The 11,730-nt window shown below is 53.6% G+C and carries 13 protein-coding genes and 1 pseudogene; 8 read left to right on the forward strand and 6 right to left on the reverse strand.

Annotation, left to right across the window (positions count from 1 at the left end; genetic code table 11):
- Positions 1-28 precede the first annotated feature (28 nt).
- From gcvH to ISF27_RS08875, 6 genes are all read left to right on the forward strand, one after another.
- Positions 29-412: a glycine cleavage system protein GcvH gene (gcvH, locus tag ISF27_RS08850; protein ID WP_194611151.1), complete on the forward strand. Its 384-nt coding sequence runs from the start codon at positions 29-31 to the stop codon at positions 410-412.
- Positions 412-1,737: an aminomethyl-transferring glycine dehydrogenase subunit GcvPA gene (gene gcvPA / locus ISF27_RS08855; protein ID WP_194611152.1), complete on the forward strand. Its 1,326-nt coding sequence runs from the start codon at positions 412-414 to the stop codon at positions 1,735-1,737. The genes gcvH and gcvPA overlap by 1 nt, the downstream gene beginning before the upstream one ends.
- The gene (gcvPB, locus tag ISF27_RS08860) at positions 1,734-3,167 is read left to right on the forward strand and encodes an aminomethyl-transferring glycine dehydrogenase subunit GcvPB (protein ID WP_194611153.1); all 1,434 of its coding nucleotides are present in this window, start codon (positions 1,734-1,736) and stop codon (positions 3,165-3,167) included. The genes gcvPA and gcvPB overlap by 4 nt, the downstream gene beginning before the upstream one ends.
- A gap of 47 nt (positions 3,168-3,214) precedes the next feature.
- Entirely contained in the window at positions 3,215-4,627 is a 1,413-nt protein-coding gene (gene lpdA / locus ISF27_RS08865; RefSeq protein ID WP_194611154.1) for a dihydrolipoyl dehydrogenase, read from the forward strand.
- 65 nt (positions 4,628-4,692) lie between these two features.
- Positions 4,693-5,649: a lipoate--protein ligase gene (locus tag ISF27_RS08870; RefSeq protein ID WP_194611155.1), complete on the forward strand. Its 957-nt coding sequence runs from the start codon at positions 4,693-4,695 to the stop codon at positions 5,647-5,649.
- A 305-nt stretch (positions 5,650-5,954) separates the two neighbouring features.
- Complete coding sequence (locus tag ISF27_RS08875; protein ID WP_194611156.1) at positions 5,955-6,197, forward strand: type II toxin-antitoxin system Phd/YefM family antitoxin; 243 nt, start codon at positions 5,955-5,957, stop codon at positions 6,195-6,197.
- 100 nt (positions 6,198-6,297) lie between these two features.
- Here the strand turns inward: ISF27_RS08875 and ISF27_RS08880 are convergent, their stop codons facing one another.
- On the reverse strand, positions 6,298-6,585 hold the full coding sequence (locus tag ISF27_RS08880; protein WP_194611157.1) for a type II toxin-antitoxin system YafQ family toxin: 288 nt from the start codon (positions 6,583-6,585) through the stop codon (positions 6,298-6,300).
- A complete protein-coding gene (locus ISF27_RS08885) occupies positions 6,582-6,857 on the reverse strand; it encodes a type II toxin-antitoxin system RelB/DinJ family antitoxin (protein WP_194611158.1) in 276 nt (91 codons plus the stop codon). Before ISF27_RS08885 ends, ISF27_RS08880 begins: the two co-directional genes overlap by 4 nt.
- Positions 6,858-7,146: 289 nt before the next feature.
- Between ISF27_RS08885 and tnpA the strand changes: the two are divergent.
- Positions 7,147-7,542, forward strand: a pseudogene (gene tnpA, locus ISF27_RS08890) (IS200/IS605 family transposase); the annotation flags it as partial.
- A 170-nt stretch (positions 7,543-7,712) separates the two neighbouring features.
- On the opposite strand, the gene ISF27_RS08895 reads toward tnpA, so the two are convergent.
- Positions 7,713-9,329: a recombinase family protein gene (locus ISF27_RS08895; protein ID WP_002596236.1), complete on the reverse strand. Its 1,617-nt coding sequence runs from the start codon at positions 9,327-9,329 to the stop codon at positions 7,713-7,715.
- A gap of 225 nt (positions 9,330-9,554) precedes the next feature.
- Between ISF27_RS08895 and ISF27_RS08900 the strand changes: the two genes are divergently transcribed.
- The gene (locus ISF27_RS08900) at positions 9,555-9,755 is read left to right on the forward strand and encodes a hypothetical protein (protein WP_002596235.1); all 201 of its coding nucleotides are present in this window, start codon (positions 9,555-9,557) and stop codon (positions 9,753-9,755) included.
- Between the two features lie 64 nt (positions 9,756-9,819).
- Here ISF27_RS08900 and ISF27_RS08905 read toward each other — a convergent pair whose 3' ends face one another.
- The 3 genes from ISF27_RS08905 to ISF27_RS08915 are packed head-to-tail and all read right to left on the reverse strand — an operon-like array spanning position 9,820 to position 11,719.
- Positions 9,820-10,014, reverse strand: coding sequence for a transposon-encoded TnpW family protein (locus ISF27_RS08905; protein ID WP_002596234.1), 195 nt, complete (start codon positions 10,012-10,014; stop codon positions 9,820-9,822).
- Positions 10,015-10,028: 14 nt separating this feature from the next.
- The gene (locus tag ISF27_RS08910; RefSeq protein ID WP_002596233.1) at positions 10,029-10,871 is read right to left on the reverse strand and encodes an ATP-binding protein; all 843 of its coding nucleotides are present in this window, start codon (positions 10,869-10,871) and stop codon (positions 10,029-10,031) included.
- Positions 10,868-11,719: a replication initiator protein A gene (locus tag ISF27_RS08915; RefSeq protein WP_002596232.1), complete on the reverse strand. Its 852-nt coding sequence runs from the start codon at positions 11,717-11,719 to the stop codon at positions 10,868-10,870. Before ISF27_RS08915 ends, ISF27_RS08910 begins: the two co-directional genes overlap by 4 nt.
- Positions 11,720-11,730 lie beyond the last annotated feature (11 nt).

Consider the following 11,730-nt stretch of genomic DNA (forward strand, 5'->3'; position numbering starts at 1 on the left):
AAATGTGATTTCAGGAGGAGGAAAATTTATGAACACACCGGCAGAATTACTGTATTCCAGGACACACGAGTGGGTAAAGGAGGAAGCGGACGGAACGTTAACCGTCGGAATTACGGACTACGCGCAGGATAAGCTGGGAAGCCTCGTCTTTATCAATCTGCCCGCGGAGGGGGATGAGGTGACGGAGGATCAGGCATTCTGCGATGTCGAGAGCGTCAAGGCAGACTCCGATATCATTTCCCCGGTTTCCGGGACCATCAAGGAGGTCAATCTCGACCTCGAATCTGAGCCGGAGAAGCTGAACAGCGATCCCTATGGCGCCTGGATCGCGAAAATTACGCCGTCGGCGAAGCCCTCCGCGCTGATCACAGCGGAGGAATATCAGAAATTCTGCGAGGAGGAAGATGGCTGATGGGGAACTATCTTTCGGTAAATCAGGAAGACCAGGAGAAGATGCTGTCCGCGATCGGCGTGGACAGCCCGATGGGCCTGTACAGGGATATCCCGGAAGACCTTCTTCTTCATCGCGAACTGGATCTCCCTGCGGGAAAAAGTGAGCAGGAGGTTCTGGGGATATTGAAAAAGACGGCCGCGAAAAATAAGGTCTATCCGACGATTTTCCGCGGTGCGGGCGCCTATCGGCATTATATCCCCTCGATTGTGCGGGAGGTCACCGCGAAGGAGACGTTCCTGACCTCCTATACGCCATACCAGGCGGAAATTTCCCAGGGGGTTCTCCAGTCAATTTTTGAGTACCAGACGATGATCTGCGAGCTGACCGGGCTTCCGGTTTCCAATGCCTCGGTTTACGACGGGGCGACAGCGGCGGCGGAAGCGGCGGCCATGTGCCGGGACAAGAAGCGCGTCCGGACATTGGTGAGCGCGGCGGCGCACCCGGATGTCCTCCGGGTCATGGAGACCTATGCGTGGGGGCATGGAACGACGATTGAACAGATCCCGCTGAGGGACGGCGTGACAGATTTCGACGCGCTTGCCGCGATGATGGATGACACCGTAGGTTCGGTTTATCTGGCGCAGCCCAATTTCTACGGACAGATTGAGGATGCCGCGAAGGCTGCGGAGATCGCCCACGCCTCGGGAGCCAAATTTATCCTCGGGATCAATCCGATTGCGGCGGTTCTCCTGAAATCCCCGGCGGAATGCGGGGCGGATATCGCCGTGGGGGAAGGACAGCCGCTCGGCATACCGCTCTCCTGGGGCGGTCCGTATCTTGGCTTTATGGCGGCGTCAAGCGCGATGATGAGAAAGCTCCCGGGCAGGATTGTCGGCGAGACCGTCGACCAGGCGGGAAGGAGGTGCTTTGTCCTCACCCTGCAGGCAAGGGAACAGCATATCCGGCGGGAGAAGGCGAGCAGCAATATCTGCTCCAATGAGGCGCTGTGCGCGATGACGGCCGCCGTCTACCTGGCGGCAATGGGGAAGGACGGTATGCGGGAGGCAGCCGTGCAGTGCACATCCAAAGCCCACTATTTCGCCGGAAGGCTCGCTGAAGCGGGCTTTACGCGCTGCTATCCCGGCGAATTTTTCCATGAATTTGTCACCGAGAGCGACATCCCTTCCTCGGAAGTTGAAAAACTTCTGGACAGGGAGGACATTCTCTCCGGCCTTCCCCTGGATGAGCGGAGAATCCTCTGGTGCACCACGGAAATGAACACGAGGGAAGAGATGGATCGTGTGGCCGAGATCGTCAAAGAGGGGAGGGGGTGCAAGGCATGAAGCTTCTGTTTGAAAAAAGTGTACCTGGGACAAGCGGACAGTACATCGCGCCGATGGACGTCCCGGAATACCGGCTGGATGCCTCCGTCCTGCGGGAAAGTGCGCCGGTTCTTCCGGAGCTCTCCGAGAATGATTTGTCCCGCCATTATACCCAGCTGGAAAAGCGGGCCTTCGGCGTCAATGACGGCTTTTACCCGCTGGGCAGCTGTACCATGAAATATAATCCGAAGGTCAATGAGCAGGCCGCGTCGCTGGAAGGATTCACCGATGTGCACCCGCTGCAGCCGGACAGTACCGTAAAAGGATGTCAGGAGGTCATTGACCAGATTTCGAAGGCGCTGATGGAAATCACGGGCATGGACGCGATGACCCTGACCCCGGCGGCGGGGGCGCACGGGGAATTTACCGGAATCATGCTCATCCGGAAGTATCATGAGATGCGCGGGGATACCGCCCGGACAAAGGTGATCGTCCCGGACAGCTCCCACGGAACGAACCCAGCCACCGGCACGATGAACGGGTTCACGGTTGTCAGCGTGCCATCGGGGGAGGACGGCTGTGTGGATCTCAAGGCACTTCGCGCCGCTGTCGGTCCCGATACCGCCGGGCTCATGCTGACCAACCCAAACACACTCGGGCTTTTTGACAAGAATATCCGGGAGATCACGAAAATCATCCATGAAGCCGGCGGCCTGTGCTACTACGATGGGGCAAATCTCAACCCGGTGATGGGCATTTCCCGGCCGGGGGATATGGGCTTTGACTGCATCCATCTGAACCTGCACAAGACCTTCTCGACGCCGCACGGCGGCGGAGGACCGGGTGCGGCGGCGGTCGGCTGCCGGGCGTTCCTCAGGAATTATCTTCCGGAGGCGTTCTCGGACGCGGAGGAAGATGCGGAAGGGAAGAAGGCGGGCTGCCCGGAGAGCATCGGGAAAGTCCGGGGATTCCACGGCAATTTCCTTGTCGTCGTGCGCGCGCTTGCCTATATCCTGAGCCTTGGTAAGGATGGAATCCGGGATTCCGCGATCCAGGCGGTCATGAACGCGAATTATTTCAAGGTGCTGCTCGCCAAGAAGTATACGATGGCGGAGCCGGGGCTGTGTATGCACGAATTTGTCATGACGATGGAGCGCGAGAAGAAGGAAAATGGCATCACGGCGCTGGATATCGCGAAGGGGCTGCTCGACGAAGGGATCCACCCGCCGACCATCTATTTCCCGCTGATCGTCCATGAGGCGCTGATGGCGGAGCCGACGGAGACGGAGAGCAGGGAGACGATTGAGGACGCGGCGGAGAAATTCCTCCGGGTATACGACCGGGCGATGAAGGATCCGGAGGCGGCGCACGAGTGGCCGGAGACAACGGTGATCGGGCGGCCGGACGAGGTGATGGCGGCCAGGAAACCGCACCTCCGCTGGGAGCCCTGAGCTTTCGGCAGCCTTCTTCGTCCGGATTAGGCATAGGAGACAGGAAAATGAGGGAAGTGCAGTACGATATCATCATCATCGGGGGCGGCCCGGGCGGATATACCGCGGCATTTGCGGCGGCGCGCCGCGGGATGTCCGCGGCGCTGATTGAGCAGGACCGCGTCGGGGGAACCTGCCTGAACCGGGGCTGTATCCCGACCAAGACGCTGCTGCATACGGCAGAGCAGCTCTCGGCGGTTCGGAACTCCGCGGCGCGGGGGATTCTCGCCGGGGCGGAATCACTCCGCGTGGATATGCGGAAATTGTACGAGGAAAAGGCGGAGGTCACGGCAAAACTTTCAGAAAATCTCGAAAAATCGCTGAAATCTGCTAATGTCAGCCTCCTGACAGGGCATGCGGAGATCACCGGGCAGAATACGGTCGCGGTAAAGACGGAGGGAGGGGACATGCTCACCCTCTCCGGGAAAAATATCCTGCTTGCTGCCGGCTCCCGGCCGGTTCGCCTTCCGATCCCCGGGGCGGATCTCCCCGGGGTATATACGAGCGATGAATTTCTTGACCGGCCGCCGGAAAACCTGAGAAAGCTGGTGATCATCGGCGGCGGGGTGATCGGCGCGGAATTTGCCGAGTGTTACCGCGCCCTCGGCGCCGAGGTGACGGTTCTGGAGATGATGCCCCGGATCCTCCCGACGCTTGATCCGGATCTTTCGAAAAATGCCGGGATGATCTTGAAAAAGCGGGGCGTGTCCGTCGTCACCGGCGCGGTGGTGAGGGAAATCCGGCGGGACGGGGAAGCCCTCGTCTGTGACTATGAGGTTAAGGGGAAAGTGCTGTCTGCGGAGGGGGATGCCATCCTTCTCTCGACAGGGCGGAGGCCAGCGGTGGAAAATCTGTTCGCCGACGGGTATGCGCCGGTGCTCTCCCGGGGCATCACCGTCAATGAACATTTTGAGACGTCACTTTCCGGTGTTTTTGCCGTCGGCGATGTGACAGGGCCAGGGACACGCGGCGGCTTGAAGCTTGCCCACGCGGCGGCTGCGCAGGCAAAAAATGCGGTCGCCTTTATGGCAGGCGAGGCGGAGCCGGTGAACCTGTCGGCAGTTCCCTCCTGCGTCTATCTTGACCCGGAGATCGCCTCGGCCGGGATGACCGAGGAGGAGGCAAAGCAGGCGGGTATCGCCGCGGAGAGCGTGCGGGGCGTGATGCACAGCAATGCCCGGACGCTGATCTGCCACGCGGAGAGAAGCTTTGTGAAGCTTGTCTTTGCCCGGGATACCGGGGTGATTCTCGGGGCGCATCTTATGTGTCCGAATGCGAGCGACATCATCAGTGAGTACACGGAGGCGATTGTCCAGAAGAGCCGGGTTTCCGATCTTTTGTCGGTGATCCGGCCGCATCCGACGTTTGAGGAAGCAGGAAATGACGCGCTCGAGGCTGCGCTGGGGAAGATGAAACACTGACTATATCTGTTCAGAGCGGGGTTTTGGACAGATACCTCTGATTCTTTAAAGGAAACTGCGTAACCATGGGTATTGAGAAGTGTCGAGTTTTTCAGACAGATGTGATCGACCCGTACCGAAATCTCGCGGCAGAAGAGCTTCTGCTCCGGGAGGTCCGGCCGGATGAACTTGTCCTGTATCTCTGGCAGAATGACAATACGATTGTCATCGGCCGCAACCAGGATGCCTACCAGGAGAGCGGCGTGGACGAGTTCCGGGCTGCGGGCGGTCACATCGCCCGGCGCCTTTCCGGAGGCGGGGCGGTGTTTCACGATCTGGGAAACCTGAATTTTACTTTCCTGGTCAATTCCGCGGACTATGATCTTCCCCGGCAGATGTCGGTCATTCAGAAAGCCGTCGGGCAGTTCGGTATTCTTGCGGAATTTACCGGGAGAAATGATCTGGTTGCCGGAGGCAGGAAATTTTCCGGAAATGCGTTTTACAGTAATGGAAAACAGCGCTATCATCACGGGACGATTCTGATTGCCGGGGATGTCAGCAGGATGAAGGCGTTTCTTACGCCTTCTAAGGAAAAGCTGGCCTCGAAGGGAGTGCAGAGTGTGGAATCCCGCATCGTCAATCTGCGGGACTTGAACCCGGCGGTAACCCCGGACAGCATGCGGACGGCACTGATCCGGTCGGCTGAGGAGGTTTACGGGGTTTCCGCGGAGAACGGGAGCTGGTCCGATCTTCCCGGGAAAAGCTGGGAGGAGAAAACCGCGGTGTATGGCTCAGATGACTGGGTTCTCGGAAAGAAGAGCCGTTACAACCGTGAGTTCAGAATGAGGGTTCCGGAAGGCGATGTCACACTGAGGCTCTTTATCCGCCAGGGCAGGATCATGGAGGCGGAGGTGCGGACAGACTGCATGGATCCGGACTGGGCATCGGGAATCCGCCGGAAACTGGTGGGAACAAGCTTCCGGCAGACCGATCTGCGGAATGCCGGGGTTCCCGGGGAAATTGTCGCGAAGATGGCGGAGTGAGAAGAAGAGTTGCCTTCGGCACGCCAGTTAGAGAAGAGTACCGGATGCCGAAGACAGTTGATAACACTGAAACCTCAAATTTTACGTTAATAGAAATGCGGCTAAATTAGCCGTTATATCATCCCAAGATGATGTGCGGCAGTGGACGGGAGATGGGCGCCCACCAGCGGATGCTGGCGGCCGGAATGGTACACATAATCCCTAAAAATATTGCTTCATTTCCCCGATTCTTAATAAATACATGACTGAGTATTAGCTAATTTATGTTATAGTTAAATTAGCTAACACGAAAGGAGGCGGTTATCATGGTAGAAGCAATGGCAACCGCTACAGAAATGAAAAATCAGTTTGGTAAATATTTGCAGATGGTCATAAATGGAAATGAAGTTATCGTAACTAAGAACGGACAGGAAGTAGGCAGATTTATTCCAAAAGCTAAAACAGTATCTTATCTTACAGATTCCCTCACAGGACTTTTAAAGGGTAACTATGATTATGAAGATGCTAGAGAGGAAGCTTTAAAGGAAAAATATGAAATTACTGATTGATGCAAATATAATACTCGATGTTCTTCAAAAGAGAGAACCGCACTATTTTTATTTCTGCGGAAAGAAAAATGCACCCGGCGTTTGTACCGAGTGCATTTTCTTATTTTCCAAATAAATCGCTGTGCGTTCCTGTTCGGGATAATGTCAAGACGAGCAAATCATTCTCAATCCGATAGACCAATAGCCAATCCGGTTGAATGTGGCACTCACGATGTCCGACCCAGCTTCCAGTTAAAGCGTGGTCTTTATGCTTTTCTGGAAGCTGTTCGCTGCTTGCCAGTTTGCGAATGATGTCATCCAGAAGGTCAATATCAAGATGACGTTTCATCGCCAGCTTGTAGTCCTTCTTAAATTGATTTGTCCAAACAATGTCTAAATGGTTACTCATTCTTTTAACGCCCTCAATGCTTCCTCTACATCAGAGTAGCGTTTTACAGACGGATCACGGGCAATGCGTTCTGCTTCCAGCATTGCTGCCATCGTTTCCTTGTTCGGCTGCTCCATGCGAACATCAAAAGGAAAACCGCCGACACGGAGCGACTGGCGAAGAAACACATTGATAGCGGTAGTAAGGTTGATACCTAATTCACCATACATTGCTTCGCACTGTTTCTTAATGTCGCTGTCTATACGGACACTGAAATTAGTTGTGGTAGCCATGAATATCAACTCCTTCCCTTGCTTTTGCACTTATATTATATGCGTTTTGCATTGCACAGTCAATCTATTAGACCAGACAGTCATGAACCTTCCCATGAAAGCGATGGAGCGCAAACCAAATGCGCTCCAAACACCACAAGATTTTTAACACGCCGTGAGCAAGAAATCCCCCACCTCTACAGGTGGTGGGATGAATTGCGATAAACACGGCGTTTTATTGACTTTTGCATCTCATAGTATTAGAATCATAGTGTAATCAGTCGTAAGCGCTGTAAATGTTATAAATTATATGAAATTAGATAATAATAATCATTCGGTATTCATGCTACATTATCACCTTATTATGTGCATTAAATATCGTAATAAAGTGATAGATGATAAAATCTCAAACCGTCTCAAAGAAATATTTGAGAAGATAGCCCTTTCCTATAACATCACGTTAGAGGAATGGAATCACGACATAGACCATGTACATATACTATTTCGAGGACAGCCCAATACAGAAATAAGCAAATTTATCAATGCTTATAAATCTGCAAGCAGTAGACTTATCAAAAAAGAATATCCTCAGATACGGAAATCTCTCTGGAAAGAGATGTTCTGGTCGCAGAGCTTTTGTCTGTTAACCACGGGCGGTGCTACGGTAGATATTATTAAGCAATACATCCAATCTCAAGGTAAGAAAGATGGCAAACAGAGCAATCAAATACAGAGTGTATCCCACAACTGAACAGAGTATTATGTTTGCTAAGACCTTTGGCTGTTTGCTTATGTGTGATAAAGAAGCAATAGAAGTGCAAAAAATTTTGCCGTTCCTATCCGACACTTGGCCATTGTGTCGGATAGGTCGGGCGGTTATTCGGGCAAGTCAATCTTGCCGACAAAGCTGTAATAAATCTCAATGTCCTGCCTGCGGGTGCCGTTCTCATCATAGCTGCACTCATGCACCACAATTTTCTCGATCATTTCCCGCAAGAGAGTGGGGGTCAGTTCTTCAAAGGCAAGGTGCTTGCGGACAATGCCCATAAATTTCTCGGCGTTGACGGTAGCTGCCTGTGACTTGTCCAGTTCGGCTTGCAGGGCGGCGGCTCTCTTTTTCAGCTCCGCTTGCTCGGCTTCGTAGTCAGCCGACAGTTCCATGAAACGCTCATCGCTGATTTTGCCGTTTACATTGTCCTCATACAGCCGCTTGATAATGCGGCTGATTTCAGAAATGCGTTCCTGCGCCTGTTCAAGCTGCTTGATGGCTGCGGCGGTCTTTCGCTTGCCGCCGATCTCGTTCTGCTGGACAAGTAGTTTCACAAACCGGCTCTCATGCTTGGCTGCGTATTCGGTCACTTGCCGGAGATTTGCCAGGACACCAGCGGTCAACAGATCGGTGCGGATAAAGTGCGCCGTACAGTTGCGGGTGCGCTTCTTGTAGCTGCCGCAGATGTAGCAGTCCTGTTTGCGGTCTTTGTTCTGATACCGCTGCTGATACAGCACATGGCCGCAGTCGGCGCAGAACAAAATCCCGGAGAACAGCCCCACTTCATCGTAGCGGTTCGGGCGTTTGCGCTGTTTGCGTAACTCCTGCACCCGTTCCCATGTTTCCTTGTCGATGATCGGCTCATGGTGGTTCTCGAAAATGGCCTGCTTCTCGACGGGGTTCTCTATGCTGTGCTTGACCTTATAAGAAGGCTTTTCCGTTTTGAAGTTCACCAGACATCCGGTGTACTCTCGGTTTTCGAGGATATGAACGACGGTGTTGGTCGCCCATTTGCACTCATAGCCTGGGTGATAACGGCGGGTGCTGCCTGTCCGCTGATATTCCAGCGTCCCCGGCGTGGGGATTTGCTGCTCCGTCAGCATACGGGCAATCTTGGTCGGGCCGTTCCCGGCAAGGCAAAGCTGGTAAATCTGCTGCACCACCGGGGCGGCTTCCTCGTCTATAATAAAATTCTCGTCCTCGTCCATCACATAGCCGTAAACCGGCTTGCTGGTAACAGGCTTGCCGCTCATGCCTTTTGACTTTTTCACTGCCTTGATTTTCTTGCTCGTATCTCTCACCAGCCATTCATTGAACAGATTTCGCAGCGGGGTAAAATCGTTGTCCATGCCCTCGCTGGCACTGTCCACATTATCGTTGACAGCGATAAAACGCACACCCTTTTGAGGGAACAGCATTTCCGTGTAAAACCCTACCTGCAAGTAGTTTCGCCCTAACCGGCTCATGTCCTTGACGATGACCGTACCCACTTTCCCGGCTTCAATGTCCGCAAGCATGGCTTGAAATCCGGGCCGCTGGAAGTTCGCGCCGGAAAAACCGTCGTCGGTGTACCAGCGCAGATTGGTAAAGCCGTTCTGTTTTGCGTAGGTTTCGAGTATCCTTTTTTGGTTCGATATGGAATTACTCTCGCCTTGCAATTCATCCTCGTGGGACAATCTCGGATAAAGGGCGGTAATGAGGTTTTGGGTGGCTTGTCTTAACATAAAATCCTCCGTTTCCGACAGCCAGCCCCACTATTCCGTGGTTTCATTGTACCACGGAACGGCGGGGGCTGTACAGCGGCAAAAGCGTTAAATTTGCTTCTTTACAGCTTTTCAATTTTCCGATTTTTATGGTATGGGTTGTCGTCCCATATTTGCAGTAGAAAAGTTCATAACTCCGTGGTATACTCTGATTTAACAAAAAAATCAGAAGTTAAAGGAGAAAACATGAAGTATACAATAGATGAATTAACCGCGGCCAAAAGGCAAATTGATTCAACTCTGCACAAGCTAAGAGAAACAGTAAAAACATTTGAATCAAAGGATAATTCCGAGCGTTATAAATCACAAATCACATTGGCAAAGAGAAGAATAAAAGCCTTTGAAATTGCAAATTATTTTATAGAGAATGAGATTAAGAATTGCTAAAGCACTTCCGATTTTCGTTCCAGCGGTCATGCTCCCTGGCATGGCCGCTTTTCCATGCCCCGGTTCACGCCGGATAAGTCGGCTCCTGTGTAGCAGCGGCTTCCGCTTCCAGTACCCGCGCCATTTTGTCGGCGGCTGTGGTTGTGGTGTCTTTCTTGAAATAGCCGGACACGACAAGGACGGAATTGCCCATGCGGATTTCCGTCACACAGTCAGGGCGGCGGGTGGTGCGGGTGTCGTGCTGCTTGTTATCTGCCATAGGCAATACTCCTTTCAGTCGGTAATCAGTTTCTTCATGCTCTCCATTTTCCGCTTGGCGGTTTCCTGCCGGAAGTTGTCGCCGGTAAAGCGTACCGGGACGCACATGGAAAGCAGGCGGTCATAAATCCGGGAATGGGCGGTGTCCTCCGGGTTGTGCAGGTCGTCCAGCGTAAGGTTGGTCGTGACGATCAGCGGCTTGCCGCTGCGGTAACGGCTGTCAATCACATTGAACACCTGTTCCAGCCCGTATTCCGTCCCGCGTTCCATGCCGAAGTCGTCAAGGATCAGCAGCGGATAACGACAAAGGCGGGAAATGTACTCGTTGCGCCCCTCAAAGCTGGCGGCAAGGTCATTGAGGATAAGAGCAAAGTTCGTCATGCGGACGGGGATTTCTTTCTCCATGAGGGCGTTTGCGATACAGCCTGCAAGGTAGCTTTTGCCGGTGCCTACGCCGCCCCAGAACAGGCAGCCGATATTGTCTGTCCGCATATCTTCCCAATGCTCCACATACCGGCGGGCAAGCCCGGTCTGCGGGTTCCTGCCGTTGTCGTTCTCGAAAGTCCAGTCCCGCATGGTGGGGTCGGTAAAGCCCCGGCGTTTCAGTTCTTCCACGGTGTCAAGGTGTCTGCGCCGCTTTTCGGCGGCTTCCCGTTCCTCGCGGGCGGTTCTCTGGCAGTCGCACTCTGCCGGGTGGCGGTCGCGCCCGAAGATAGCGGCCTTATCCGGCGCAAAATAGGCTTCTTTCGGCTTGCGGCACTTGCCGCAGTACAGTAAACCGTCCTCGCCGGTGTAGTCCTCCGGCTCCGGGATGGTGGTCGTCATATTCTCCAAAACCGCGTTGATTTCATTCTTCATAAACTCTCGCCCTCCTTGCATGAGTAGTCTGGTATGCCCTTTTTAGGGGCTTCCTTTTTGTCGTTCCCCGCCCATATCCGCAGGGCGGCGGCATAGTTCTGGTAGCTTTTCCCGTTGGCGGCAAGGTAGCGGCTCATTTCCTCGATGAACCGTTCCAGCCTGTCAGGGTACTCTGCCTGCAACTCGTCGTATTCGGTCTGTGACAGAAAAATATTTCCATATCGGCCATAGGGCGCGGACGGCCCCCCACTCACTCCCTTTGTTTGGCTCTCTGTAAGGTTGTTTATAGTAGTTTGGTTAGGGGACGGTTTTCCGACCATCATAAGGTCGGTTTTCTGACCATCAGTAGGACGGTTTTCCGGCTCTATGAGGGGCGGACTTCCGGCCATCAGTTGGTCTGAAAACTGTACCTGTGGCACTGGCGGTACTTTGACATAAAGCCGGTTCGGTGCGGAGAAGCCGCCCCGTTCCCGTTCCAACAGCCCCGCCGTGTCCAGTTCATTAAGCGCCCCCTTGATGGTGGTGCTGCCTTTATCCAGTATTTCTGCTATCTCCGCGATGGGATAGATAATATAAATCCTGCCCTCGTCGTCCAGCCACTTGTTTTTCTGGGAGAGGGTGGAACGGTCTAACAGCAGCGAATACAGCAGCTTGGCGGTCTGTGAAATCTCCATTTTCAGCAGGAAACGGGGATACGGCAGATAGGCGGGCAGCCGCGTGTCTGCCCTGATATAATCAGCGATAGGATCACCTCCCTGTGTTCGGGTTGATTTTGGCGTATTGTCACGCATTAAAACGCCGTTTCCGGGGGAAAAGGATAAATGTATCGCGTACCCTTTGACACCCACGAAAAAAGCCT

The sequence above is a fragment of the Clostridium vitabionis genome, from assembly GCF_015351765.1.
Classification (GTDB): domain Bacteria; phylum Bacillota; class Clostridia; order Lachnospirales; family Lachnospiraceae; genus Clostridium_R; species Clostridium_R vitabionis.

Coding starts and splice junctions, on each gene's coding strand:
- ISF27_RS08895 (WP_002596236.1), bottom strand. CDS start 9,329: ATGTTAAGACAAGCCACCCAAAACCTCATTACCGCCCTTTATCCGAGA.
- gcvH (WP_194611151.1), top strand. CDS start 29: ATGAACACACCGGCAGAATTACTGTATTCCAGGACACACGAGTGGGTA.
- ISF27_RS08910 (WP_002596233.1), bottom strand. CDS start 10,871: ATGAAGAATGAAATCAACGCGGTTTTGGAGAATATGACGACCACCATC.
- lpdA (WP_194611154.1), top strand. CDS start 3,215: ATGAGGGAAGTGCAGTACGATATCATCATCATCGGGGGCGGCCCGGGC.
- ISF27_RS08905 (WP_002596234.1), bottom strand. CDS start 10,014: ATGGCAGATAACAAGCAGCACGACACCCGCACCACCCGCCGCCCTGAC.
- ISF27_RS08875 (WP_194611156.1), top strand. CDS start 5,955: ATGGTAGAAGCAATGGCAACCGCTACAGAAATGAAAAATCAGTTTGGT.
- ISF27_RS08900 (WP_002596235.1), top strand. CDS start 9,555: ATGAAGTATACAATAGATGAATTAACCGCGGCCAAAAGGCAAATTGAT.
- ISF27_RS08870 (WP_194611155.1), top strand. CDS start 4,693: ATGGGTATTGAGAAGTGTCGAGTTTTTCAGACAGATGTGATCGACCCG.
- ISF27_RS08880 (WP_194611157.1), bottom strand. CDS start 6,585: ATGAGTAACCATTTAGACATTGTTTGGACAAATCAATTTAAGAAGGAC.
- ISF27_RS08885 (WP_194611158.1), bottom strand. CDS start 6,857: ATGGCTACCACAACTAATTTCAGTGTCCGTATAGACAGCGACATTAAG.
- gcvPB (WP_194611153.1), top strand. CDS start 1,734: ATGAAGCTTCTGTTTGAAAAAAGTGTACCTGGGACAAGCGGACAGTAC.
- gcvPA (WP_194611152.1), top strand. CDS start 412: ATGGGGAACTATCTTTCGGTAAATCAGGAAGACCAGGAGAAGATGCTG.